Origin of the sequence: Streptomyces sp. NPDC056128, from assembly GCF_042263835.1 — a bacterium.
Lineage (GTDB): Bacteria > Actinomycetota > Actinomycetes > Streptomycetales > Streptomycetaceae > Streptomyces.
Genome location: NZ_JBHJVQ010000001.1, coordinates 149,799 through 174,061 on the forward strand (window position 1 = coordinate 149,799; position 24,263 = coordinate 174,061).

The 24,263-nt window shown below is 72.4% G+C and carries 19 protein-coding genes and 2 pseudogenes; 11 read left to right on the forward strand and 10 right to left on the reverse strand.

The window, feature by feature from the left end; all coding sequences use genetic code 11:
* Nucleotide 1: 1 nt before the first annotated feature.
* Entirely contained in the window at nucleotides 2–1,744 is a 1,743-nt protein-coding gene (locus ACFC1X_RS00745) for a pyruvate dehydrogenase (protein WP_376347502.1), read from the forward strand.
* A 134-nt stretch (nucleotides 1,745–1,878) separates the two neighbouring features.
* On the forward strand, nucleotides 1,879–2,277 hold the full coding sequence (locus ACFC1X_RS00750; RefSeq protein WP_352155120.1) for an ATP-binding protein: 399 nt from the start codon (nucleotides 1,879–1,881) through the stop codon (nucleotides 2,275–2,277).
* Nucleotides 2,278–2,326: 49 nt separating this feature from the next.
* Here ACFC1X_RS00750 and ACFC1X_RS00755 read toward each other — a convergent pair whose 3' ends face one another.
* Together ACFC1X_RS00755 and ACFC1X_RS00760 are read right to left on the reverse strand one after the other, a co-directional pair.
* Nucleotides 2,327–3,379: a DUF2637 domain-containing protein gene (locus ACFC1X_RS00755; protein ID WP_376347504.1), complete on the reverse strand. Its 1,053-nt coding sequence runs from the start codon at nucleotides 3,377–3,379 to the stop codon at nucleotides 2,327–2,329.
* Between the two features lie 280 nt (nucleotides 3,380–3,659).
* Nucleotides 3,660–4,505: a (2Fe-2S)-binding protein gene (locus ACFC1X_RS00760; protein ID WP_376347505.1), complete on the reverse strand. Its 846-nt coding sequence runs from the start codon at nucleotides 4,503–4,505 to the stop codon at nucleotides 3,660–3,662.
* 168 nt (nucleotides 4,506–4,673) lie between these two features.
* Here ACFC1X_RS00760 and ACFC1X_RS00765 point away from each other — a divergent pair, with 168 nt between their 5' ends.
* A complete protein-coding gene (locus ACFC1X_RS00765) occupies nucleotides 4,674–5,501 on the forward strand; it encodes a GntR family transcriptional regulator (RefSeq protein WP_376347507.1) in 828 nt (275 codons plus the stop codon).
* Between the two features lie 42 nt (nucleotides 5,502–5,543).
* On the opposite strand, the gene secD is transcribed toward ACFC1X_RS00765, so the two are convergent.
* The 4 genes from secD to ACFC1X_RS00785 form a co-directional block, all read right to left on the reverse strand.
* Nucleotides 5,544–7,892 (reverse strand): protein translocase subunit SecD, encoded by a 2,349-nt coding sequence (secD, locus tag ACFC1X_RS00770; protein WP_376347509.1) that lies wholly within the window; start codon nucleotides 7,890–7,892, stop codon nucleotides 5,544–5,546.
* Between the two features lie 83 nt (nucleotides 7,893–7,975).
* Complete coding sequence (locus ACFC1X_RS00775) at nucleotides 7,976–8,362, reverse strand: hypothetical protein (RefSeq protein WP_376347511.1); 387 nt, start codon at nucleotides 8,360–8,362, stop codon at nucleotides 7,976–7,978.
* Between the two features lie 58 nt (nucleotides 8,363–8,420).
* A complete protein-coding gene (locus tag ACFC1X_RS00780) occupies nucleotides 8,421–9,077 on the reverse strand; it encodes a response regulator transcription factor (RefSeq protein WP_125492314.1) in 657 nt (218 codons plus the stop codon).
* Nucleotides 9,078–9,079: 2 nt separating this feature from the next.
* On the reverse strand, nucleotides 9,080–10,033 hold the full coding sequence (locus tag ACFC1X_RS00785) for a HAMP domain-containing sensor histidine kinase (RefSeq protein WP_376348501.1): 954 nt from the start codon (nucleotides 10,031–10,033) through the stop codon (nucleotides 9,080–9,082).
* A 340-nt stretch (nucleotides 10,034–10,373) separates the two neighbouring features.
* On the opposite strand from ACFC1X_RS00785, the gene ACFC1X_RS00790 reads away from it, so the two are divergent.
* Entirely contained in the window at nucleotides 10,374–10,700 is a 327-nt protein-coding gene (locus ACFC1X_RS00790) for a TraR/DksA C4-type zinc finger protein (RefSeq protein ID WP_376347513.1), read from the forward strand.
* A gap of 37 nt (nucleotides 10,701–10,737) precedes the next feature.
* Here the strand turns inward: ACFC1X_RS00790 and ACFC1X_RS00795 are convergent, their stop codons facing one another.
* Together ACFC1X_RS00795 and ACFC1X_RS00800 are read right to left on the reverse strand one after the other, a co-directional pair.
* Complete coding sequence (locus tag ACFC1X_RS00795; protein WP_122618767.1) at nucleotides 10,738–11,526, reverse strand: hypothetical protein; 789 nt, start codon at nucleotides 11,524–11,526, stop codon at nucleotides 10,738–10,740.
* Nucleotides 11,527–11,687: 161 nt separating this feature from the next.
* Entirely contained in the window at nucleotides 11,688–13,370 is a 1,683-nt protein-coding gene (locus ACFC1X_RS00800; protein ID WP_376347516.1) for a PucR family transcriptional regulator, read from the reverse strand.
* A gap of 287 nt (nucleotides 13,371–13,657) precedes the next feature.
* Between ACFC1X_RS00800 and ACFC1X_RS00805 the strand changes: the two genes are divergently transcribed.
* From ACFC1X_RS00805 to ACFC1X_RS00830, 6 genes and pseudogenes are all read left to right on the forward strand, one after another.
* Nucleotides 13,658–14,548 (forward strand): FAD binding domain-containing protein, encoded by an 891-nt coding sequence (locus ACFC1X_RS00805; protein ID WP_376347518.1) that lies wholly within the window; start codon nucleotides 13,658–13,660, stop codon nucleotides 14,546–14,548.
* Nucleotides 14,548–15,144 (forward strand): (2Fe-2S)-binding protein, encoded by a 597-nt coding sequence (locus tag ACFC1X_RS00810; protein WP_376347519.1) that lies wholly within the window; start codon nucleotides 14,548–14,550, stop codon nucleotides 15,142–15,144. The genes ACFC1X_RS00805 and ACFC1X_RS00810 overlap by 1 nt, the downstream gene beginning before the upstream one ends.
* A 2-nt stretch (nucleotides 15,145–15,146) precedes the next feature.
* Entirely contained in the window at nucleotides 15,147–17,531 is a 2,385-nt protein-coding gene (locus ACFC1X_RS00815) for a xanthine dehydrogenase family protein molybdopterin-binding subunit (RefSeq protein WP_376347521.1), read from the forward strand.
* A gap of 206 nt (nucleotides 17,532–17,737) precedes the next feature.
* Nucleotides 17,738–19,195 carry an NCS2 family permease gene (locus tag ACFC1X_RS00820; RefSeq protein WP_376347523.1) on the forward strand — a complete coding sequence of 486 codons (1,458 nt, stop codon included), beginning with the start codon at nucleotides 17,738–17,740 and terminating at the stop codon, nucleotides 19,193–19,195.
* A gap of 52 nt (nucleotides 19,196–19,247) precedes the next feature.
* Nucleotides 19,248–20,399, forward strand: coding sequence for an XdhC family protein (locus tag ACFC1X_RS00825; protein ID WP_376347525.1), 1,152 nt, complete (start codon nucleotides 19,248–19,250; stop codon nucleotides 20,397–20,399).
* Nucleotides 20,400–20,511: 112 nt separating this feature from the next.
* Nucleotides 20,512–21,287, forward strand: a pseudogene (locus ACFC1X_RS00830) (IS5 family transposase).
* 4 nt (nucleotides 21,288–21,291) lie between these two features.
* Here the strand turns inward: ACFC1X_RS00830 and ACFC1X_RS00835 are convergent.
* Nucleotides 21,292–22,272 carry an ArsR/SmtB family transcription factor gene (locus ACFC1X_RS00835; protein ID WP_376347527.1) on the reverse strand — a complete coding sequence of 327 codons (981 nt, stop codon included), beginning with the start codon at nucleotides 22,270–22,272 and terminating at the stop codon, nucleotides 21,292–21,294.
* An 89-nt stretch (nucleotides 22,273–22,361) separates the two neighbouring features.
* Between ACFC1X_RS00835 and ACFC1X_RS00840 the strand changes: the two genes are divergently transcribed.
* Nucleotides 22,362–23,678, forward strand: a complete 1,317-nt coding sequence (locus ACFC1X_RS00840) for an MFS transporter (RefSeq protein ID WP_376347529.1) — start codon at nucleotides 22,362–22,364, stop codon at nucleotides 23,676–23,678.
* A gap of 109 nt (nucleotides 23,679–23,787) precedes the next feature.
* Here the strand turns inward: ACFC1X_RS00840 and ACFC1X_RS00845 are convergent.
* Nucleotides 23,788–24,234 (reverse strand): annotated as a pseudogene (locus ACFC1X_RS00845) (transposase); the annotation flags it as partial.
* Nucleotides 24,235–24,263 lie beyond the last annotated feature (29 nt).

The following is a 24,263-nucleotide window of genomic DNA, read 5'->3' on the forward strand; positions in this document are numbered from 1 at the left end:
CATGGCCAAACAGAACGTCGCGGAACAGTTCGTCGACATCCTCACCCGCGCCGGGGTCGAACGCCTCTACGGAGTCGTCGGCGACAGCCTGAACCCGGTCGTGGACGCCGTGCGCCGGCACAAGGGCATCGAATGGGTGCACGTCCGGCACGAGGAGACCGCCGCCTTCGCCGCCGGCGCGGAGGCCCAGATCACCGGGAAGCTGGCCGCGTGCGCCGGCTCCTGCGGCCCCGGCAACCTCCACCTCATCAACGGGCTCTACGACGCCCACCGCTCCATGGCCCCCGTCCTCGCCCTCGCCTCGCAGATCCCGTCCAGCGAGATCGGCCTGGGCTTCTTCCAGGAGACCCACCCCGACCAGCTGTTCCGCGAGTGCAGCCACTACAGCGAGCTGATCTCCAGCCCGAAGCAGATGCCCAGGCTGCTCCAGACCGCCATCCAGCACGCCGTCGGCCAGGGCGGCGTCAGCGTCGTCTCGCTGCCCGGCGACATCGCGGACCAGCCCGCCCCGGAGAAGGCTGCCGAGACGGCACTCGTCACCTCCCGGCCGACCGTCCGCCCCGGCGACGAGGAGATCGACCGCCTGGTGCGGATGATCGACGACGCCGACAGGGTCACCCTGTTCTGCGGCAGCGGCACGGCGGGCGCGCACGCCGAGGTGATGGAGTTCGCCGAGAGGATCAAGTCGCCGGTCGGGCACGCGCTGAGGGGCAAGGAGTGGATCCAGTACGACAATCCGTTCGACGTGGGGATGAGCGGTCTGCTCGGCTACGGCGCGGCCTACGAGGCCACCCACGAGTGCGACCTGCTGATCCTGGTCGGCACGGACTTCCCGTACAACGCCTTCCTGCCCGACGACGTGCAGATCGCCCAGATCGACGTCCGGCCCGAGCGCCTGGGCCGGCGTTCCAAGCTGGACCTCGCGGTGTGGGGCGACGCCCGGGAGACCCTGCGCTGTCTGATCCCGCGGGTGCGGGAGAAGCACGACCGGCGCTTCCTCGACCGGATGCTCAAGAAGCACGCGGACGCGCTGGAGGGTGTCGTCAAGGCGTACACCCGCAAGGTCGACAAGCACGTCCCGATCCATCCCGAGTACGTGGCGGCCGTGCTGGACGACCTGGCCGACGACGACGCCGTGTTCACCGTGGACACCGGCATGTGCAACGTCTGGGCCGCCCGCTACATCTCGCCCAACGGGCGGCGCCGCATCATCGGCTCGTTCTCGCACGGCTCGATGGCGAACGCGCTGCCCATGGCGATCGGCGCCCAGTTCACCGACCGGCGCCGGCAGGTCGTCTCGATGTCCGGCGACGGCGGGTTCACCATGCTGATGGGCGACTTCCTCACCCTGGTCCAGCACGATCTGCCGGTGAAGGTCGTCCTCTTCAACAACTCCTCGCTCGGCATGGTCGAGTTGGAGATGCTGGTCGCGGGCCTGCCCTCGTACGGCGTGGCCAACAAGAACCCCGACTTCGCCGCCGTCGCCGAGGCGTGCGGCGCCTTCGGGGTGCGGGTGGAGAAGCCCAAGGATCTGGCGGGCGCGCTGAAGGCCGCGTTCAAGCACAGGGGCCCGGCCCTCGTCGACGTCGTCACCGACCCCAACGCGCTGTCCATCCCGCCGAAGATCAGCGCCGACATGGTCACCGGCTTCGCCCTGTCCGCCTCCAAGATCGTCCTGGACGGCGGGGTCGGGCGCATGGTCCAGATGGCCCGCTCGAACCTGCGCAACGTACCGCGGCCGTGACCGGACGTGGCGGTCGCCGCCAATCGGTATGACTGCCGGGTGCCCGAACGGGCAAGGCTTCCCCCGTGAAGATGTTCGACCGTGAACATGCTCGATCAGAAGGGGGAGACGACATCAGCACGCCGACGGGGGACATGAGGAAGCGGGCGGCGCCGGACCTCAGGCGGCGGCTCGGCCGGGCGGACCTGCGGGCGGTGCCCGAGGCCCGGCGGGCCCTGCGCGAGCTGCTGCGGCACTGGGGCGGGCCCGGACAGTCGGAGATCGCCGAACTGCTCACCAGCGAGCTGGTCACCAACGCGCTGGTCCACACCGACGAGGGCGCCGTCCTGACCGCCACGGTCGGCCCGCACGCGCTGCGGGTCGAGGTGCGGGACTACGTCGGGCGGCCGCCCCGGCCGCGCACCCCGGACCCGGAGGAGAGCACCAACGGCAGAGGCCTGGTCCTGGTGCGGTCCCTGGCCGACGACTGGGGCGTACGGCCCTGCGAGGTGGGCAAGTCGGTCTGGTTCGAACTGGACGCCGAAGCCGCCTGAGCGCCGGGGAATCCGGTGCTCAGGCGGCTTCACAGCCGCGGACCGCGCGTCAGCCGAACTGCTGCTCCAGGTCCTTGAGCTTGCGCTCCAGGGAGTCCAGGCGCGGCAGGGCCTGGGTGTCGTCCTCCGCGGTGAGGTCGACGGTGACCTGGTCGGTCGTCCCGCCCCGCACGGGTTGGAGGGAGGGGCGCTGGCGTACCGGCAGCTCCGGAGCCGATATCGCAGGCTCCGCGGTGGCGCGCTCGGTGCCCCGCTCCACCTGCTGCACCTCGACCTCGACCTGACGGCCGCCGCGGCCGGGGAAGCCCCGGTGGCCGTGGCCCCGGCTGATCGCCTTGAGCTGGGCCCGCTCCAGGCGCTCCTGCTCGCGCCGCCGCTGCTTGGTCTCCTCCTTCTGGCGCCGGTCGTCGCGCACCTCCTCGACCGCCTCGTCGAGGCTGCGCACGCCTTCGAGGAGCATCAGCGACCAGGCGCGGTACGTCTCCCGGGGCGCCCGCAGCCAGCGGACCATGCGGATCTGCGGCAGCGGACGCGGCACCAGGCCCTGCTCGCGCAGCGCGGCCCGGCGGGTCTGCTTGAGGGCCCGGTCGAACAGCACGGCCGCCGACAGGGACATGCCCGCGAAGAAGTGCGGGGCACCCGCGTGGCCGAGGCCGCGCGGCGCGTGCACCCAGTTGAACCAGGCCGCGGCGAACGCGAAGGTCCACACGAGTATGCGCGAGCCGAGCGCCGCGTCACCGTGGCTGGCCTCGCGCACCGCGAGCACGGAGCAGAACATCGCCGCCCCGTCGAGGCCGAACGGGACCAGGTACTGCCAGCCGCCGCTCAGGCCGAGGTTCTGCTCGCCGAAGCCGACCAGACCGTGGAAGGAGAGCGCCGCGGCGACCGCGGCACAGCAGAAGAGCAGGACGTAGGAGACGGTGCCGTACAGGGCCTCCTTGCGCCTGCGCCGCTCCTCCATCCGCTCCCACGAGTCGTCCGCGCCCGCGTCCTTCCCCGGGGAACGCTTGCCGCGCGCGAGCACCGCCACCGCCGCCAGCATGCCCAGGAGCAGCACGGCGCCCGGAAGCAGCCAGTTCAGCGATATGTCGGTCAATCTCATCAGGGGTCCCTTGCAGTGGGATAGGGCGTAACGCCCGCCATGGTGGCCCAAACCCAGCGGCCCTCAGAGGGTTTCGGGGCAAGAGGCCGCCAAGGGAGTGCGAGGGGGTGCCCAGGGCGGCGTTCTGCTCGAACTTCCGCATGACGGGCGGGAGTTGAGTTCGAATAAGACTACCCGTACGAGTGGTTCGGCGGAAACCTGCCGCGACGCGTGGGGGAGTTGTGAATCGACGTCGGGGATCCTAGCCGACGATCTTGGAGAGGAGGGTGCGGGGTACCGCTCAACCCGCCGTGGCGAGCAGCTTGTTCACCCGGTCCGCGTCGCAGGTGCGCGGGCAGGTGGCGCAGGTGTCCTCGGGGCGCAGGGTGTAGAACATGCAGCAGCTCGCCCGGTCCCGGGTGTGCAGCGGTTCGCCGTCCGGCCCCTTCAGCTCGCGGAAGGCCGCGTCACCGACGTACGGCTTGGTCGCGCCCGGCAGCAGCAGTTCCAGCTCGTGCCGCGCCCGCTCCTGCTCGCCCAGCAGGTGGGCGACGTACCACAGGCCCTCCACGACCTCGTCGGTCGCCATGCCCCACAGGGCCCGTCCGCGCCGCCGCATGCGGGGGCCGAATCCGGCCAGGACCGGCTCCAGGTGCTCGGCGACCGAGGCCCGAACCTCGGCGCGCAGCGCCTCCTCGTCGGCGACCACGCGGGCGCCGGGCAGCGCGGCGGCCGGGTCCCCGGGCAGACAGGCGAAGCCCGCGCCGCGCACCGCCATCCGGCCCAGCGGGAGACCGTCGGCGGTGCGGTCGTAGGCGACGTGGGCCGCGGGGTAGCGGGGCACCCTGCGGTGCAGGAACCACGGCACGGTGATCAGCAGGCAGGCCGGCCAGGCGTACCGGTGCAGTCCGAAGCTCGCGATCACGTCCGGGCGGGCCCGCTGCCCGTAGTCCCGCAGCACCTGCGCCTCGTCCCAGGCGAGGAAGTCCGCCAGCTCCGCCCCGCCCGCGGCGAGCGCGTCGCCGCTGACCCAGCCGCCGCCCCGCGGCACCTCGCCGTCGGCGTCCAGCTCGGTGACGCCCAGTCCCGGAAGGGCCTCCGACAGGCGCGCGTAGGCGTCCGTGAGGGCCGTGCGGGCGACAGGCATGCGGGACCACCGATCCGGGACGGAAGAACGGGCTGCTCAAAGGCAAGCCTTACCTTACCCAAGATGTTTGGGATTTGAACTGACGGCCCCTGCCCTTATGGTGCTTGACGGACAGGTGACAACCCGCCGTAATGACCCCAAGTACCGACACGTCCCACAGGAGGACCCGTGAGGCCCAGCGCGCAGGGTGCCCCTGAGGCGGAGGCCGCCGCCGCCCAGGTGCGGGTGCCGGCCCAGCCACGGGCCGCGGACGTGGACCGGGCGGCGAACGGGGACCGGGTCAGGGCGCGCGGCGTCGGGGAAGGGGAACCGGTCGCCGCTGCGCGCGGCGAGCACACCCACAGCGAACCCCCGCCGCCCCGCCCGCGCCCCCTCGTCCAGCGCTCCTCCGTACGCGGGCAGATCCTCGACGCCCTGCGCACCGCGCTGGTCACCGGCGAGCTGCGGCCCGGCGAGGTCTACTCGGGGCCCGCGCTCGGCGAACGGTTCGGGGTCTCGGCCACCCCCGTACGGGAGGCCATGCAGCAGCTCGCCCTTGAAGGCGCCGTCGAGGTCGTCCCCAACCGGGGCTTCCGCGTCGTCGAGCGCGGCGACCGCGAACTGGCCGAGCTGGCCGAGGTCCGGGCGCTGATCGAGGTCCCGGTGTGGCTGCGCCTGGCCCGCACGGTGCCCGCCGAGCGCTGGGCGGAGCTGCGCCCCCTCGCCGAGGCCGCCGTCCGGGCCGCGTCCGCCGGCTGCCCGGCCACCTACGCCGAGGCCGACCGCGCCTTCCACCGCGCGGTGCTCGCGCTGGCCGGCAACGACCAGCTCGTGCACATCGCCGGCGACCTGCACCGCCGCGCCCAATGGCCGCCGGCCGGCATCCCCGCGGTACGCGGCCGGGCCGACCTGATCGCCGACGCGCACGAGCACACCGCCCTGCTGGACGCGCTGATCGCCGGCGACCAGGACCTGGTGCGGACCCTGGTGGGGGAGCACTTCACCGGGGCCCGCTGAGCGAGGGCGCTCCGGGGGGAGCCCCCGCCTGACCGCCGGTCGCTACGGGACCTCCTGCCGTTCCGTGCGGCTCGCCGGTACGCGCTTGCCGTTCTTCCTCTTGCGTCCCTCGCGCCGCGCTGCGCGGGACCCCGCGGCGCGGCCGTGCAGCTCGATGGCCAGCGGGGAGGCGGTGAAGACCGAGGAGTACGTGCCGACCGCCACGCCGATCAGCAGCGCGAGCGCGAAGTCCGTGAGCGAGCCGTCGGCGAGGACCGCCAGCGAGGCGAGGATGAGGACCGCGCCCATGCCCGTGTTGACCGTGCGCGGCAGGGTCTGCAGGATCGCGTCGTTGGTCAGCCGGTCGAACGGCGCCTTCCGCTCCCGGCCCAGCAGCTCCCGGACGCGGTCGAAGAGGACCACCGAGTCGTTGACCGAGTAGCCGATCACGGTCAGCAGCGCGGCCAGGAACACCCCGTCCACCGGCTTGCCCAGCCAGGCGAACACGCCCACCAGGACGACCACGTCGTGGGCGAGCGCGCCGACCGCCGCCGTGCCGAACAGCAGGCGGAACCGGGCCGCGAGGTACGCCAGTTGGGCGGCCAATGCCAGGCCGAGGGCGATCAGGGCGTCCCGGCGCAGCTCCTCGCCGAGGCTCGGGCCGATCAGTTCGTCGCGGACCTTCTCCGTCTCGCCGCCCAGCCCGGCGACGGCCTCGGTGACGGTCGCCGCCTCGGCGTCCGTCAGCTCCTCCGTGCGCACCGTGAGGTCGCCGTCACCGGAGGACTGGACGACGGCGCGCGGAAAGCCCGCGTCGGCGAGGGCGTCGCGGGCCCGGTCGGGGTCGACCCGGACGGCGGTGGAGTACTCGATGAGCCGCCCGCCGGTGAACTCGATGCCGAGGTTCAGGCCCCGCACCAGGATGCCGGAGCCCGCCACCACGAGGACGACCAGGGAGGCCGCCAGCCAGCGACGCGGCCGGCGCATCAGGAACGGATCGCGGCGCAGCAGGGCGTCACGGACCGGACCGGTGGAGGAGATGCCGGTGACGCGCGGGCGGCGGAGGACGGCCGGGCGGCCCGCGGCGAACTCGGCCAGCACGCGGGTGATCACCAGGGCGCTGACCATGGAGGCCAGCACACCGATCCCGAGGGTGACGCCGAAGCCCTTCACCGGGCCGGAGGCCAGGAGGAACAGCAGGGCGGCGGCGATCAGCGTGGTGATGTTGGAGTCGGCGATCGCGCTGAAGGCGCTGCGGAAACCGGCGGTCAGCGCCGACCGCGCGCTCGGACGGGTACGGGCGGCCTGTTCCTCGCGGGCCCGTTCGAAGACGAGGACGTTGGCGTCCACCGCCATGCCGATCGCCAGGACGAAGCCGGCCAGGCCGGGCAGGGTCAGGGTCGCGCCGATCGCGGCCAGAGCGGCGTAGGAGATCAGGCCGTAGCAGAGCAGGGCCACGGTGGCCAGGGCGCCCATCAGCCGGTAGGCGACGATGATGAACAGCGCGGTCAGCGCCGTGCCGATGACGGCGGCCCGGGCGCCGGCCGAGATGGCCTCGTCGCCCAGGGTCGCGCCGATGGTGCGCTGCTCGATGGTCTCGACCGGCACGGGCAGGGCGCCGCCCTTGACGAGCAGGGCCAGTTCGCGGGCCTCCGCGTCGTCGAAGGAGCCGGTGATCTGCGTGGAGCCGCCGGTGATGCCCGCCCCGCAGGCCACGGAGGGGTCGACCTGCGGCGAGGAGATGATCTTGTTGTCGAGCACGATGGCGACCCGGCGCTGTGCGTCGCCGGCCGGGTGGCAGGCCGCCTCGCCGGTCACCCGGGCCCAGCGGTCGCCGCCGGCGTCCTTGAAGTCGACGGTGACGTGCCAGCCCGCGCCGCTCTGCTGGTCGAATCGGGCGTCGGCGCCCTCGACGTCCTGCCCGGTCAGCGTGGCGTCCTGCAGCCGCAGGTACTGCCCGGACTCGTCCGGCAGCACCCGCTCGCCGTCCTCGGCGTCCGTGGCGTTCTGCGCCGCGCCGAGCACCGGGTGGACGGTGAGCTGTGCGGTGCGGCCCAGCACGTCGGCGGCCCGCTTCGGGTCCTGGACGCCCGGCAGCTCGACGACGACGCGGTTCTCGCCGGAGCGGACGATGGTCGGCTCGGCGACACCGAGGGCGTCGATGCGGCCGCGCAGCACCTCCACGGTGCGGTCGGTGGCCTCCCGGTCGGCCTCGGTGGTCTCGGTGGACTGGGTCTCCAGCACGATCTGGGTGCCGCCGCGCAGATCGAGCCCCAGGCGGATCGGCGTGGTCAGGGCGATGGCCACGGACGCGGCCATCACGGCGAGCGCGACGAGCGCGCGGACATTCAGGGAACGGGAACGGGACCCCGAGCACGTACGAGGGCGCGAAGGGGGACGGGAGCGTTTCAACACGGGCCTCCGGCGGGCACACCGCGGCGGCGGCCTAGCGCGGCCGCGGCGGAAGAAGGTGAAAGGTCGGGGTTCGAGGTGGCTCACAGGCCGGAGGAGAGGGGCGGTGCCCGACCGCTGTCGTGGCTCGTGCGGCCGGGGGAGACCGGCACCGGACCGGGCGCGGCCGCGGTCCGTGTGTGTGCCCCGGAGGCAGTGCCCGCGCCGTGCGCGGTGGTGGTCGCGTGGTGGTCCGGTGCCGTCGGGCCCTCGCCCGGTTGGTCGTGCCGGGCCCGGGGCTGGGCGGCGCAGACCGGTGTGCACCCGTCGTCCGCGTGCGGGTCCAGGACGGGGTGCGGTACTGCCGTGGCGGTGGCCGCCGCGAGGGGACCACCAGGGCCGACGTGGACGCCGGCGGCGGGCCAGGCGGGGACCAGGGGCAGCAGGACGCTGAGCAGGACGGTCAGCACCGTCGCGAGCCGCCGGCGCATGCACCGTCCTCTTTCGTTGTGGGTGGCCGGGCCGGGGAGCCCGGGGCTCCGGGGGCTGTCAGGGCTCGATGAGACCGGCGCGGATGGCGTACCGGGTCAGGTCCAGGCGGTCGCGCAGGCCCAGCTTGTGCAGCAGGTTGGCCCGGTGCCGCTGGACGGTCTTGACGCTGATGAAGAGGATCTCGGCGATCTCCTTCGAGGAGTGGCCCTCGGCGACGAGCTTGAGGACCTCCTCCTCGCGCGGGGTGACGACGTGGTCGGCGCTCTCCTCGCCGTGCCGGACCCGGTCCAGGTAGTTGCGGATCAGGGCGGTCACGGCGCCCGGGTACAGGAAGGGCTCGTCGCGCATCGCGGCGCGGCAGGCGGCGACCAGGTCGCGGTCGGCGACCGACTTGAGCACGTAGCCGCAGGCCCCCGACTTCAGCGCCTGGAACAGGTACTGCTCGTTGTCGTGCATCGTGAGCATCAGGATGCGCAGCTCCGGCCGGAGCGCGGACAGCTCGCGGGCGGCCTGGAGGCCGGTGAGGCGGGGCATCGCGATGTCCAGGACCGCGAGGTCTGCGTCGTGGGCGCGCGCCATGTCGATGGCCTCCGCGCCGTCCCCGGCCTCGGCGACCACCTCCAGGTCCGGCTCCCGGTCGAGGATGAGGCGCACCCCGCGGCGTACCAGCGCGTGGTCGTCGGCGAGCAGGATGCGGATCTTCGGGTCGGGCATGGTCACGGCTGCTTCCTGGTGACGGGTGCGGTGAGCCGGATGCGGGTGCCGGCGCCGGGGGCCGAGGCGATGTCGAGGGCGGCCCCGACGAGCAGGGCCCGCTCCCGCATGCCGCGGATGCCGGCGCCCTCGCACGCCGCCTCGATGCCGCGGCCGTCGTCGGCGATGGTGAGGGTCACCGCGTCGCCGGCCCGGGCCAGGCTCACCTCGACCCGCGTGGCGTCCGCGTGCCGGGCGGTGTTGGTCAGGCCCTCCTGCGCCACCCGGTAGAGGACCAGTTCGGTCTCCGGGGCCAGGGCGGGCAGGTCGGGGTCGAAACGGCGCAGCACCCGCAGCCCCGTATGGGCGGCGAAGTCGTGCGTGAGCGAGGACAGCGCGCTGATCAGGCCGAGGTCGTCCAGGACGCCGGGCCGCAGCCGGCGCACCAGGCGACGGACCTCGTCCAGGCTCTCCCGGGTGATCTCCTGCGCCTGCTGCAGCTCGTCGCGCAGCGGCTCGTCGGCGTCGTCCGCGGCGCGCCCCAGGACCAGCAGGATCGCGGTCATGCTCTGCCCGACCTCGTCGTGCAGCTCCTGGGCGATCCGGCGCCGCTCCGCCTCCTGGGCGAGCAGCACACGGGCGCTGCTGGTGGCCCGCTCGTTCTCCAGCCGGTCCAGCATGGCGTTGAAGGTGCGGACCAGCTCGGGGACCTCGCCGCCGCCGGACACCGGCAGCCGCTGGCCGGGGCGGAGCAGGTCGACGGTGGTCATCAGCTTCGTGACCCGGTCCAGCGGGGCCAGGCCCCAGCGCAGCAGGGCGCCGTTGGCCACCAGCATCACGGCCAGGCCGCCCACCAGGATCACGGCCTCGGTCAGCAGCACCGGCACGGACACGGTCACCGGAGCCAGCAGCAGCAGCGCGGTGGCGAAGCCCAGCACCACCGCGTTGAGCCCGAAGATCCGCCAGAACAGGGACACCGGGGGGTACGCCTCCTTCTGCGACGCGTCGACTGCCGCGCCTCCACTGTCGGTCATCGCGCGCACCCTCGGCGGGAGCCGCGGCCCAGGTCGCGGCCGGGCGGACCACCAGCCTGCCCCGCCCGCACCCGCCGGGTCGATGGGGGCCGACCCCCATTTCCGGGGCGCGACGCACCCATACGGCCGCCCCGGCGCCGCGTCCGGTGGGCCCCGCGTCCGCGCGCAAATGGGGCCTGCGCCCGATGGGCTTCCGCACGCGGCCCGGCCATGGTGGGGGACGACCGGGCCCCTTCGGCCCGGTGTCCGCCGTACCGCGGCCCTGCCGAGAAAGGGACTCACCGTGTCGCTCGACGCTCCCCGCACCGAACCCCGCCCCGAACGGCTCACCGCCGACGACGCGCGACTGCGCCTCGACCACGCCCGCACCACGCGGTTGATCCAGCTCCGGGCCCTCGACGAGAGCGGCCAGGCGGACGACCAGCTGATGGCCGCGCAGCAGGCCGCGATCGGGCGGGTGCTCAAGGAGATCGACGAAGCCTTCGCCCGGGTCGAGGACGGCACCTACGGCGCCTGCCTCGGCTGCGGCAAGCCCGTCCCGGGGGAGCGCCTGGAGATCCTCCCCTACACCCGGTACTGCGTCGCCTGCCAGCGCCGCGCGGCCACGTGAGGGTCCGCGCGGCGCAGAGCGTCCGGCGTCGGCCCGGTCAGGCCGTCGCCGCGTCCGGGGCCGGCGGGGCGAGCTGCTGGGCCAGCCAGGTCGGTACGCCGCCCAGCAGCCGGAACAGCCGTCGGGCCTCCTCCCGCAGCCGGGACGCCTCCGGTTCCGTCTCCGCGTCCGCGAGGGACGCCAGCGCGGGCGCCGTACCGACGAGGTACCCCAACTCCTCTCGGATCCGCAGGGACTCGGCGAAGCCGTGCCGCGCCTCGGCCAACTCGCCCTCCCGCAGGGCGAGTCCGGCCAGATGCCGCCAGGTGAAGGACAGCAGCAGCGGCTGCCCGTGCGCGGTCGCCCCGGCGTGCGCGCGGCGGTACGCCGCGCGGGCGGACTGCGGTGAGCGGCTCAGGTTCTCCGCGACCAGTCCGCGCCGGAAGTCCAGCAGCGCCCGCCCGCCGGCCCCCGGCGCGATGAGCGCCGCGGCCCGGCCCAGCGCGGCCCGCGCCTCGTCGGCCCGGTCGCGCACCTGGTGCACGGTGGCCGCGTAGGCGAGCTGCCCGCGTTCACAGGCGGCGGCCCCGCGCTCGTCGTCGCTGTGGGCCAGCGCCTCCGCGGTGCGCAGCGCGTCCTCGGCCTCCGCCCAGCCCTGCTCGGTGTACAGGCACCGCTCCACGAGCAGCGCGGTCCGCTGCAGGGCGGTGGCCGCGGTGACCGGCTCCAGCAGGGCCGCCGCGTCGGCCCAGCAGGCGCGCGAGCGCAACCGCCATACCGCGGTCTGGAGCGGATCGTCACCCTCGGTCGTTCCCCAACCAGAACCAGCCATGGCGGAATGCGCCACGTCGCCCTCCCCTTAGCACGCCATCGAGCTCTCGAGTGGTGGCCGCATCTCAGCACGGATCCGGCGGCCCGGCCAAGGGGATGGGTGAAAGATTTCACAAAGTCGTGGGACTTCCCGCGCCCGAGGTTTGGGGATGCCCCGGGCCCGAAAGCGCCCGCGCCTCAGCTCATCCGCAGTGCGAGGAAGAAATCCAGCTTGTCCTCCAGGCGCGACAGATCACGCCCCGTCAACTGCTCGATCCGCCCGACGCGGTAGCGCAGCGTGTTGACGTGCAGGTGGAGCCGGTTCGCGCAGCGCGTCCACGAGCCGTCGCTGTCGAGGAAGGCCTCCAGCGTCGGGATCAGCTCGGCGCGGTGGCGGCGGTCGTAGTCCCGCAGCGGGTCGAGCAGCCGCGAGGTGAAGGCGCGCCGCACGTCGTCGGGGACGAAGGGGAGCAGCAGCACGTGCGAGGCCAGTTCCTGGTGGCCCGCCGCGCAGACCCGGCCGGGCCGCGCCGCGGCCACCCGCCGCGCGTGCCGGGCCTCCTCCAGCGCCCCGCGCAGCCCCTCCGCCGAGTGCACGGCCGCGCTGACGCCGAGCGTGACCCGCCCGTCCCCGTCCAGCCCCGCGGACAGCGGCTCCCGTACGGACTCCAGCAGCGCGTCCGCGAGGACGCCGGTCTCGGAGCCGTCGTGCTCGGTGGAGACGGCCGGCAGCGGTACGAGGGCCACCGCCTCGTCACCGGTGTGCGCCACGGCGATGCGGTCGGAGTGCTCGGGGCCCGTGGCGTGCGGGTCGACGAGGATCTCCTCCAGCAGCGACTGGGCGACCGGGCCGGTCTCCGTCGCGCCGTCCTCCCACTCGACGCGGGCCACCACGACCTGCCAGTGCGGGGCGGCGCCGAGTCCGGGCAGCAGCACCGGCGCCGCCACCCGCAGCCGGGCCGCGATCTCGGCGGGCGCGGCGCCCGTCTGCACCAGCTCCAGGACCTCCTGCGCCAGCCGCCGCCGCACCGTGCGCGCCGCGTCCCGCCGGTCCCGCTCGACCGCGATCAGCTGCGTGACGCCGTACAGCAGGTCGAGCCGCTCCTCGGCCCAGTCCCCGGCGTCCGCCTCCACCACGAGGAGCCAGTCCGACAGCACCGTCTCCCGCACCTCCCGGGACACGCCCACCGCCTGCGGGGCGCGGGCGCCGGCCCGCACCGGGAAGACGCTGTACGTGCTGCCCGCCACCGGCACCCGGTGCGGTGCCCGCCGGCCCGCGCGGGTGGCCGCCAGGTGCTCCGCCGCCAGCCGCGCGCACACCTCGGCGGGCAGCGCGGGGCCCGCCGCCTTCGAGCCCGCGACCGGGCGCCCGGTCGGCGACAGCACCCAGGCCCGCAGGTCCAGGTCGGAGCCGAGCAGGTCCAGGACCACGTCGGGGCCGCCGCCCGCGGGGCCCGAGGTCATCATCCGGCGGTGCCGGTCCACCACGGCCGCGAGGTCGCCGGCCCGCTCGCCCGAGACCTGCCGGACGACGTGCTCGGTGATGGTCGCGAAGGCCACCGACTCGTGCACCGCGAACAGCGGCAGCCGGTGCCGCACGCAGGCCAGCACCAGGTCCTCCGGCACGCTCCCCAGCTCCGCCTCACCGGCGGCCAGGGCGCTCACGCCGGACTGCACCAGGAGACGCACGAAAGGCTCGGAATCGTCGGCGTCCCGACGCCAGGCCAGGCCGGTCAGCACCAGCTCACCGCCCGAGAGGTAGCGGCTGGGGTCCCGCAGGTCGGTGGTCATCACGCCGCGGACCGATCGGTCCAGCTCGTCCTCGCCGCCGAGCAGCTTGAGGCCCAGCGCGTCGGTGTCCAGCAGTGCGCGCAGCCGCATTCTCGTCGCCGCCGATCTTTGTCTCGAAGTGTTCCAGGTCACGCGGCTGTGGCGCGCGGTTCCGGAGGAAAACGAGGAGGTTACTGAGGACCTCCTTTCATACGAATCTACAAGATGCCCGCCCTGGCCAGCCAACTCCTTCATGGTTTCTGCGACTGACCCCGGTGGAGCACAGAGCGGTGTACTGAGGCCAATCCACGTGAACAGCACATGAACGAGCCGGGCCCGCCGCACACGGATTGGCTCAATCTGTACGCCCCACAAGTAGACGAAGAAGAGAGCCGGTCATGGACTTCCTTCGCCCCGCCAGCTGGGAGGAGGCGCTCGCCGCCAAGGCCGAGCACCCCACCGCTGTGCCGATCGCGGGTGGCACCGACGTGATGGTCGAGATCAACTTCGACCACCGCCGGCCCGAGTACCTCATGGATCTCAACCGCATCGGCGACCTCTTCGAATGGGAGGTCGGCGAGGACTCCGTACGGCTCGGCGCCTCCGTGCCCTACACCAGGATCATGGAGGACCTGCGCGCCGAGCTGCCGGGTCTCGCCCTCGCCTCGCACACGGTCGCCTCCCCGCAGATCCGTAACCGCGGCGGCGTGGGCGGGAACCTCGGCACCGCCTCCCCGGCCGGCGACGCCCACCCGGCGCTGCTCGCCGCCGGCGCCGAGGTCGAGGCCGAGTCGGTGCGCGGCAGGCGCCTGATCCCGATCGACCAGTTCTACAAGGGCGTCAAGCGCAACGCCCTGGAGCCCGACGAGCTGATCCGCGCGGTGCACGTGAAGAAGGCCGACGGGCCCCAGCAGTTCTCGAAGGTCGGCACCCGCAACGCCATGGTCATCGCCGTGTGCGCCTTCGGCCTCGCCCTGCACCCCGGCAGCCGCACGGTCCGTACCGGCATCGGCTCGGCCGCCCCCACCCCCGTGCGGGCCACGGCGGCCGAGGAGTTCCTGAACGCGGCGCTCGAAGAGGGCGGCTTCTGGGACAGCGGAAAGATCATCACCCCGTCGGTCGCCAAGCAGTTCGCGCAGCTGTGCTCCGCCGCCTGCAACCCGATCGACGACGTCCGCGGCACCGCGAACTACCGCCGCCACGCCGTCGGCGTCATGGCCCGCCGGACGCTGACCTGGACCTGGGAGTCGTACCGCGGCACCCGCAACGCCACGGAGGGAGCTGCGTAATGCGCGTCAACTTCACTGTCAACGGACGTCCGCAGGAAGCCGACGACGTGTGGGAGGGCGAGTCCCTGCTGTACGTGCTGCGCGAGCGGATGGGCCTGCCCGGCTCCAAGAACGCCTGCGAACAGGGCGAGTGCGGCTCCTGCACGGTCCGCCTGGACGGCGTGCCGGTCTGCTCCTGCCTGGTCGCGGCCGGCCAGGCGCAGGGCCGCGAGATCGTCACCGTCGAGGGCCTGGCGGAGTTCGCCAAGGACCGCGCCGAGGGCTGCGCCACCGGCGCCTGCGGAAGCGACGCCGGCCAGGGCACCACCCTCGACCAGGCCAAGCGCTGGCAGGCCGGCGGCACCGACTCGCAGACCGGCGAGGGCACCGAACTGGCCCCGATCCAGCAGGCGTTCATCGATGCCGGCGCCGTCCAGTGCGGCTTCTGCACGCCCGGACTGCTGGTCGCCGCCGACGAGATGCTGGAGCGCAACCCGAACCCGTCCGACGCGGACATCCGTGAGGCGCTGTCGGGCAACCTGTGCCGCTGCACGGGCTACGAGAAGATCATGGACGCGGTCCGCCTGGCCGCGGCCCGTCAGTCCGAGGGGGTCTGAACATGGCTGCCACCGGCGCACCCACCAAAATCACCCAGGGTTCCCAGACCAAGGGCGGCATCGGCGAGTCCACGCTCCGCCCGGACGGCACCCTCAAGGTCACCGGCGAGTTCGCGTACTCGTCCGACATGTGGCACGAGGACATGCTCTGGGGCCAGATCCTGCGCTCCACCGTCGCGCACGCCGAGATCGTCTCCATCGACACCGGCGAGGCCCTCGCGACAGCCGGCGTCTACGCCGTGATGACCTACGACGACCTGCCCACCGAGGTACGCAACTACGGCCTGGAGATCCAGGACACCCCCGTCCTCGCCCACGGCAAGGTCCGCCACCACGGCGAGCCGGTCGCCATCGTCGCCGCCGACCACCCGGAGACCGCGCGCCGCGCCGCCGCTAAGATCAAGGTGGAGTACCGGGAGCTGCCCGTCATCACCGACGAGGCCTCCGCGACGGCGCCCGACGCGATCCTCGTCCACGAAGGGCGCGACGACCACCACATCGGCCACGTCCCGCACCCCAACATCGTGCACCGCCAGCCGATCGTCCGCGGCGACGCCGACGCGGCCGCCGCGCGCGCCGACGTGATCGTCAAGGGCGAGTACTACTTCGGCATGCAGGACCAGGCCTTCCTCGGCCCCGAGTCCGGCCTCGCGGTGCCGTCCGAGGACGGCGGCGTCGAGCTGTACGTCGCCACCCAGTGGCTGCACTCCGACCTGAAGCAGATCGCCCCGGTCCTCGGACTGCCCGAGGACAAGGTGCGCATGACGCTGTCCGGCGTCGGCGGCGCCTTCGGCGGGCGCGAGGACCTGTCCATGCAGATCCACGCCTGCCTGCTGGCGATGCGCACCGGCAAGCCGGTCAAGATCGTCTACAACCGCTTCGAGTCCTTCTTCGGCCATGTGCACCGCCACCCGGCCCGTCTCTTCTACGAGCACGGCGCCACCAAGGACGGCAAGCTCACCCACCTCAAGTGCCGGATCGTCCTGGACGGCGGCGCCTACGCCTCCGCCTCGCCGGCGGTCGTCGGCAACGCCTCCTCGCTCGCCGTCGGCCCCTACGTGATCGACGACGTGGACATCGAGGCCATCGCCCTCTACTCCAACAACCCGCCCTGCGGCGCCATGCGCGGCTTCGGCGCGGTCCAGGCGTGCTTCGCCTACGAGGCGCAGATGGACAAGGTGGCCAAGGAACTCGGCATGGACCCGGTGGAGTTCCGCCGGATCAACGCCATGGAGCAGGGCACCATCATGCCCACCGGCCAGCCGGTCGACTCCCCGGCGCCGGTCGCCGAACTGCTGCGCCGCGTCAAGGCTATGCCGATGCCGCCGGAGCGCCAGTGGGAGTCCAGCGAGGGCGCCGACGTACGGCAGCTGCCCGGCGGTCTGTCCAACACCACGCACGGCGAGGGCGTCGTCCGCGGCGTCGGCTACGCGGTCGGCATCAAGAACGTCGGCTTCTCCGAGGGCTTCGACGACTACTCCACCGCCAAGGTCCGCATGGAGGTCATCGGCGGCGAGCCGGTGGCCACCGTGCACACCGCCATGGCGGAGGTCGGCCAGGGCGGCGTCACCGTCCACGCGCAGATCGCCCGCACCGAGCTGGGCGTCACCCAGGTCACCATCCACCCGGCCGACACCCAGGTCGGCTCGGCCGGCTCCACCTCGGCCTCCCGGCAGACGTACGTCACCGGCGGCGCCGTGAAGAACGCCTGCGAGCTGGTCCGCGAGAAGGTCCTGGAGCTCGGGCGCCGCAAGTTCGGCTCCTACCACCCCGCCTGGGCCACCGCCGAACTCCTCCTGGAGGGCGGCAAGGTCGTCACCGACGGCGGCGAGGTCCTGACCGACCTCGTGGACGTCCTGGAGGGCGAGGCCGTCGAGGTCGAGGAGGAGTGGCGGCACCGGCCCACCGAGGCGTTCGACCTGCGCACCGGCCAGGGCAACGGACACGTCCAGTACTCCTTCGCCGCGCACCGCGCCGTCGTCGAGGTCGACACCGAACTCGGCCTGGTCAAGGTCATCGAACTGGCCTGCGCGCAGGACGTCGGCAAGGCGCTCAACCCGCTCTCCGTCATCGGACAGATCCAGGGCGGCACCACCCAGGGCCTGGGCATCGCCATCATGGAGGAGATCGTCGTCGACCCCAAGACGGCGAAGGTCAGGAACCCCTCCTTCACGGACTACCTGCTCCCCACCATCCTCGACACGCCGACGATCCCGGTCGACGTGCTCGAACTCGCCGACGACCACGCGCCGTACGGGCTGCGCGGCATCGGCGAGGCCCCCACCCTGTCGTCCACCCCGGCGGTCCTCGCGGCCATCCGGAACGCGACGGGGCTGGCGCTCGACCGCACGCCGGTACGGCCGGAACACCTCACCGGCACGGCGTGAGCTGAACCTCCGGGCGGCGCACGGAACGTCACACACTCCGCGCCGCCCGGAGCACCGACCGGGTCCCGTCCCGCTCGCGGGCCTCGAAGTACCACCCACATGCGTTCGTCTCGGGCCGTCCCCCGGGTCGTCGTGCACATCCCAAATCCCCGCGGCCGCCCCAGCGGACCGCGAGGGTGCCCCTTTGAACCTTGGGAGACGGCCCCATGACCCAGCAGTCAGTGGAGCCCAAGACCACCGCCGAGGACGCGGGCGCGGGTTCCCGCGTCCCCTCCGGCCGGTCTTGGCTCGACCGGTACTTTCACATATCGCACAGAGGATCCACGGTCGCGCGTGAGGTGCGCGGCGGCATCACCACCTTCATGGCGATGGCGTACATCGTCCTGCTCAACCCCGTCCTGCTCGGCGGCAAGGACGTCGCGGGCGACACCCTGAGCCAGAAGGCTCTGATCACCGCGACGGCGCTCGCCGCGGCGGTCACCACGCTCCTCATGGGCTTCGTCGGCAAGGTGCCGCTGGCCCTGGCCGCCGGACTCTCGGTGTCGGGCGTCATCGCCGGCCAGGTCGTCCCCCAGATGACCTGGGGCCAGGCCTTCGCCATGTGCGTGATGTACGGCGTGGTCATCATGCTGCTCGTGGTCACCGGGCTGCGCGAGATGATCATGAACGCGATCCCGCTCGCCCTCAAGCACGGCATCACCATGGGCATCGGCCTGTTCATCGCCATCATCGGCCTGGTCAAGGGCGGCTTCGTGCACGCCGGCGAGGCGACCCCGCTGACCCTCGGCCCCGCGGGCGAACTGGCCGGCTGGCCCGTGCTGCTCTTCGCGGGCACGCTGCTCCTGATCTTCATGCTCCAGGCGCGGAACACTCCCGGCGCGATCCTGATCGGCATCGTCACCGGCACGATCGTCGCGCTGGTGCTGAACGCCGCCGGGGTCATCGACCCCAAGCAGTGGGCGAACGGCGCTCCGGAGCTGCACGGCAGCGCGGTCTCCATGCCGGACTTCTCGCTCTTCGGCACGCTGGAGTTCGGCGGCTGGGGCGAGGTCGGCGCGATGACGGTCGGCATGATCGTCTTCACGCTGGTCCTGGCCGGGTTCTTCGACGCGATGGCCACCATCATCGGCGTCGGCACCGAGGCCAAGCTCGCCGACGACAAGGGCCGGATGCCGGGCCTGTCGAAGGCGCTGTTCATCGACGGCGCCGGCGGCGCCATCGGCGGTGTGGCGGGCGGCTCCGGCCAGACCGTCTTCGTGGAGTCCGCGACCGGCGTCGGCGAGGGCGCCCGCACCGGGCTCGCCTCGGTCGTCACCGGCGCGTTCTTCGCGGCCTGCCTCTTCTTCACGCCGATCACCGCGATCGTGCCGCAGGAGGTGGCCTCCGCCGCCCTGGTCGTCATCGGCGCCATGATGATGATGAACGCCCGGCACGTGGACTGGGCCGACCGGGCCACCGCGATCCCGGTCTTCCTGACCGTCGTCCTGATGCCGTTCACGTACTCCATCACGGCGGGTGTCGCCGCCGGAGTGATCTCCTACGTCGCCATCAAGGTCGCCCAGGGCAAGGCCCGGGAGATCGGCGCGTTCATGTGGGCCCTGACGGTGATCTTCGTCGTCTACTTCGCCCTCAACCCGATCGAGAGCTGGCTGGGCGTGCACTAGCCGCCACGACGGGAACCCTTTCACGTACCCCTTGTCTCAGGAGGACCGACAGATGCTGGACATCGCCGAAGAGCTGAACCGGTGGGTCGAGCAGGGACGCGACTTCGCCGTGGCCACCGTGGTGGCCGTCGGCGGCAGCGCCCCCCGCCAGCCCGGCGCCGCCCTCGCGGTGGACGCCGGGGGCACGGCGATCGGCTCGGTCTCCGGTGGCTGCGTGGAAGGGGCCGTGTACGAGCTGTGCCGGCAGTCGCTCGAGGACGGCGAAACCGTCCTGGAGCGCTTCGGCTACAGCGACGAGGACGCCTTCGCCGTGGGTCTGACCTGCGGCGGGGTCATCGACATCCTCGTGACACCGGTACGGGCGGCGGACCCCGTCCGGCCGGTGCTGGCCGCCGCGCTGGCCGCCTCCGCACGGGGGGAGGCGGCGGCGGTGGCGCGGGTCGTCAGCGGTCCGGCGGAGCTGATGGGCCGCGCGCTCCTCGTCCACCCGGACGGTTCCCGTGCCGGCGGCTTCGGCGCCCACCCCGAACTGGACCGGACGGTGGCCGCCGAGGCGGGCGCCTTCCTGGACGCCGGCCGCACGAGCACGCTGGAGATCGGCGAGCAGGGCTCGCGCTGCGGGGCACCGCTCACGCTGCTGATCGAGTCCTCGGTCCCCGCGCCCCGCATGATCGTCTTCGGTGCGATCGACTTCGCCTCCGCGCTGGTCCGCGCCGGAAAGTTCCTCGGCTACCACGTGACGGTGTGCGACGCCCGCCCCGTCTTCGCGACCCGGCTCCGCTTCCCGGACGCCGACGAGATCGTCGTCGAGTGGCCCCACGAGTACCTGCGGCGTACGGAGGTCGACGCGCGCACGGTGCTGTGCGTGCTGACCCACGACGCCAAGTTCGACATCCCGCTGATCAAGCTGGCGCTTCGGCTGCCGGTGGCGTACATCGGCGCGATGGGCTCGCGCCGCACCCACCTGGACCGCAACGCGCGCCTGCGCGAGGTCGGCGTGAGCGACCTGGAGCTGACCCGCCTCAGGTCGCCCATCGGCCTCGACCTCGGCGCCCGCACCCCCGAGGAGACGGCCCTCTCCATCGCCGCAGAGATCGTCGCCACCCGCCGCGGCGGCACGGGCGCCTCCCTGACCGGCGCCCACACCCCGATCCACCACGACGGCCCGACGGCACCGGCGGGGCGGATCGGGTCGGTGGCCTAAGAACTCCTAACGAAATGATCTTCGAGGTGGTTGGATCACTCCGGGACTGTTGATCCGGGGGTGCGGAGTGGCGCGGCCGAAGCGGTGGGAAGTCGACGACGAACTGTGAACGGTGATCCAGCCGCTGCTGCCGAAGGTAGAGCGCAGAGCCCGCCATCCCGGGCGGAAGCGGCATCCGGACCGGCTGGTGTTCCAGGGCATCCTGTTCGTGCTGCATACCGGGATCGCCTGGGAACACCTGCCGCAGGAGCGCGGCTTCGGTTCGGGGATGACGTGCTGGAGGCGCCTGTCCCAGTAGACTGAGGCCGGTGTGTGGCCCCGGCTGCACGAGGTCCTCCTCGCCAAACTTCGCAGTGCGGACGCCCTGGACTTCTCCCGGGCCGCAGTCGACGGCTCCCAAATCCGCGCGCGAAAGGGGGCTCCAAGACGGGACGAAGCCCTGTTGACTGGGGCAGAAGCGGCAGCAAGCGCCATCTGGTTATCGACGCCACCGGCATGCCGCTCGCGGTCACCCTGACCGTTGGCAACCGCAACGACGCTATCCGGCTCATCCCGCTGCTTCAAGCGGTACCACCCGTGCGCGGCAAGCGCGGTCGACCGCGCCGCCGCCCGGACGTCGTACTCGGAGACCGTGGTTACGACCACGACAAGTACCGCCGGCTCGTCTGGAACCTCGGCGTGAAGCCGGTCATCGCCCAACGCGGCACCGAGCACGGCTCTGGCCTCGGGACCCAACGCTGGGTCGTGGAGAGCGCGTTCGCCCACCTGCACTGGTTTCGCCGCTTGCGGATCCGCTGGGAGAGACGGGACGACATCCACGAGGCTTTCCTCACCCTCGGCTGCGCAATCCTCTGCTGGCGGCGCCTCAAAAGAGCAGTGCTGATCTGAGCCCTCAGCCCGTACCGACGACCAGTGCCTCGCCGAGCGGGGTGCGGCGGTAGAGCACGGACCGTCCGGACCGGGCGCGGACGAGCAGTCCCGCGTCTCGCAGGATGGCGAGGTGGTCTCCTACCGCGCCAGGTGCCATGGCGAGGCTTCGGGCGAGGTGGCTGGTACTGGCCGGGGCGTCCAGCGCCAACAGCAGCCGGGCTCGGGCCCGGCCGACCAGAGCGGTCAGGGCATCCGGCCGGGGGACGCTCTCCTGTTCGCCCCACAGGGCGGCGGTGCCGCGGGCACGATAGATCAAGGTCCTGGGCCAGGGGGTTTCCAGGTGCGCGGCGATATTCGCGACGAATACCGAAGGGATCAGCAGGAGCCCGTCGCCGGCGAGGCGGACTGTTCCGACTTCGGGGAAGTGGCCGATCTCGATACCGCCGGCTTGCCAGGCGATGCTCGGGTGCAGGCTCTCGATGGTCGTGGCCCATCCGTGTTCGCCGATCACACCCACCCGGTGCACGACGTCGCGCTCACAGATCGCGCGCAGTTGCGGCCAGTCCGTGGCGAGCAGTTCGTGCCATGCCTGGTTCATCGCCTCGGCGATCCTGGAGACGGCATCCGTCGAGTCCAACACTGCGCGTACGCGGGGATCACGGGCTGATGGGCCGGTCGCGTTGGCGGCGATTTCGTGGCGGGCGGCTTCCAGCGGTGTGGCCCGGATCATGGCTAGGTCGTCTGCCCAGGTCTGGTTGAGGCCGCGCGGGGGCGGGGCGACGAAGTTCGGTCCGGATTGCGGGGTGTGCAGGGCGAGGGCGGCGTTCAGTTCGCTCTCGCGGCGAAGCCGTTCAAAGGCTGGCAGGAGCCGGGTGGCCCAGGCTCGCGGCAGCGGCCTGTCTTGGCCGGTGAGCGAGCGCAGCAGGAAGCACAGGTCCATCGCGGGGGACAGGGCGAAGCGGCTGCGCAGCAGGTCCTCGACGGAGACTTCGAAGCGGAGCACCGCGCCATGCTACCGAGGGACGTCTGTTCCGATTCGTCCAGCGACGAATCATTGGTGAGTGGTGTGGGCGCATCGCGAGGCTGCTCGTCATGACCTCAACCGCCGAGCCCGCGCAGGGCAACCACCGTGCCACCTACCGGGAGGTGCTGGCCGAGCCGCGATTCCGGCTGCTCTTCTCAACCCGTACCGTCGCGATCACTGCGGACGCACTGCGGATCACCACGTTCTCGGTTCTAGTCTTTTCGGCCACCGGATCCCCGCTGCTGAGCGCACTGGCCTTCGGTATCGGCTTCATCCCGCAGCTGTTCGGCTCGCTGCTGTTGGGCTCACTGGCCGACCGACTGCCGCCCCGCGCGCTCATCACCGGCGGCTATGCCTTGACGTGCGCCGCCGCCCTGCTGCTCGCCCTGGTGCGGATGCCGATCGTGGCAAGCCTTGGTGTCGTGGCGCTGGTCGCCCTTGCCACACCGGTGTTTCATGGCGCGTCGAGTCGGCTGGTCGCGCAGTCTCTGGAGGGCGACGCCTATGTGCTGGGCCGTTCACTGAACAACATCGCTGCCTCCGGCGCGCAATTGTTCGGTCTGGCGCTGGGAGGTGCGGTCGTCGCGGCACTTGGCCCGCACCGGGCGCTCGCGGTCAGCGCCGCCCTCTACCTGGGCTGCGCGCTTGCTATCAGCATCCGGCTGCCCCGGCTGCAGCCCGGAGAGTTCGGCGGCACACCCGGCAGCGCTCGGGGCGATGGCGGGGCCGTCCGGGCAAGCCTGCACGGGGCCGGCCTGCTGCTGCGCGGACACACGGTGCGACGACTGATGCTGGCCCAGTGGCTCCCGCCCGCATTCGTCGCTGGCGCGGAAGGCCTGATCGTCGCCTACGCGGGAGGACGCAACTTCGCGCCCGGCTGGTACGCGGTGCTGATGGGGTGTCTGCCGGTCGGCATGCTGGTCGGTGACCTTCTGGTGGGCCGACTGCTACGGCCGCCCACCCGGGAGCGACTGGTAGTCCCGTTGATTGCGCTGATGGGACTGCCGCTGGTCGGTTTCGCCGCCGAACCCGGAGTGGGCGTCTTGTCCTGTCTGCTGCTGCTCTGCGGATTGGGATTTGCCTACGGTCTTGGCCTGCAACGGCCGTTCCTGGACGCCTTACCGCCAGATGGCCAGGGCCAGGCCTTCGGTCTGCTCGGCTCCGGCAGCATGACGCTGCAGGGCGTCGGGCCGGCCTGCTTCGGCGCGGTGGCCGCAGGCATCGGAACAGGCGGTGCAATCGCCCTGGCAGGCGGTGCGGCGGCGTTTACCGCCGGCTGGATTCTCACCTGGCACCCGCCCACCTCCCCGGTCCCCGTCCCGAACTGCTCAACGGGATCAGAGAACGACACCGAACAGCATGCGTGTGGCTCTCCTGCGCAGTAACCGTCGCAGGTCGGGTCGGCCGCGAACCGCCACACACTGCACCCCCACGCCTCCCTGACAGGCAGCCATTCCCGATAGCTCATTGTGTGAGGAGTTCTAAGCTTGACGTTTAACCACGCTGCTGTACGTGTTCCTTGATTGTTTCGGCGCGTTTCGCGGTCTTGCCGACGTTCTGGATGCGGGCCTTGTGCTGGTTGTGGCTGCCGGGCGGGCGTCCAGGGCCGGGCCTGCCCGGTTTCGGTGCGGCTGGGGACGGGCCGCCTTCCGGCGGAGGTTGCGAAACCCTCGCCGGACGCGGGCCGGAGACAACTGTTCGGCCTTCACCAGGCGTTCCCGGGCGGCGCAGGTCCTCGGCGAGGCGGAGTTGGGTGTGCGCGGCGATGATCATCCAGGTCCACAGGTCGGCCGCGGCGGGGGTGCGGACACGTGGTGCGGTCCAGCCGAGCGTCTGCTCGATCATTCTGAAGGTGTGCTCGATGTCGAACCTGCGCAGGAACGTCCGCCACCACAGGTCCACGGTGGCCGGGGCGGGGCCGGTCGCCGAGGACCACAGCCAGGCCTTCGCCATGGTGGCGCGAACAGCTC

Coding starts and splice junctions, on each gene's coding strand:
- ACFC1X_RS00805 (WP_376347518.1), top strand. CDS start 13,658: ATGGACTTCCTTCGCCCCGCCAGCTGGGAGGAGGCGCTCGCCGCCAAG.
- ACFC1X_RS00840 (WP_376347529.1), top strand. CDS start 22,362: ATGACCTCAACCGCCGAGCCCGCGCAGGGCAACCACCGTGCCACCTAC.
- ACFC1X_RS00820 (WP_376347523.1), top strand. CDS start 17,738: ATGACCCAGCAGTCAGTGGAGCCCAAGACCACCGCCGAGGACGCGGGC.
- ACFC1X_RS00800 (WP_376347516.1), bottom strand. CDS start 13,370: ATGCGGCTGCGCGCACTGCTGGACACCGACGCGCTGGGCCTCAAGCTG.
- ACFC1X_RS00755 (WP_376347504.1), bottom strand. CDS start 3,379: ATGAGATTGACCGACATATCGCTGAACTGGCTGCTTCCGGGCGCCGTG.
- ACFC1X_RS00760 (WP_376347505.1), bottom strand. CDS start 4,505: ATGCCTGTCGCCCGCACGGCCCTCACGGACGCCTACGCGCGCCTGTCG.
- ACFC1X_RS00750 (WP_352155120.1), top strand. CDS start 1,879: ATGAGGAAGCGGGCGGCGCCGGACCTCAGGCGGCGGCTCGGCCGGGCG.
- ACFC1X_RS00825 (WP_376347525.1), top strand. CDS start 19,248: ATGCTGGACATCGCCGAAGAGCTGAACCGGTGGGTCGAGCAGGGACGC.
- ACFC1X_RS00815 (WP_376347521.1), top strand. CDS start 15,147: ATGGCTGCCACCGGCGCACCCACCAAAATCACCCAGGGTTCCCAGACC.
- ACFC1X_RS00810 (WP_376347519.1), top strand. CDS start 14,548: ATGCGCGTCAACTTCACTGTCAACGGACGTCCGCAGGAAGCCGACGAC.
- ACFC1X_RS00745 (WP_376347502.1), top strand. CDS start 2: ATGGCCAAACAGAACGTCGCGGAACAGTTCGTCGACATCCTCACCCGC.
- ACFC1X_RS00780 (WP_125492314.1), bottom strand. CDS start 9,077: ATGCCCGACCCGAAGATCCGCATCCTGCTCGCCGACGACCACGCGCTG.
- ACFC1X_RS00775 (WP_376347511.1), bottom strand. CDS start 8,362: ATGCGCCGGCGGCTCGCGACGGTGCTGACCGTCCTGCTCAGCGTCCTG.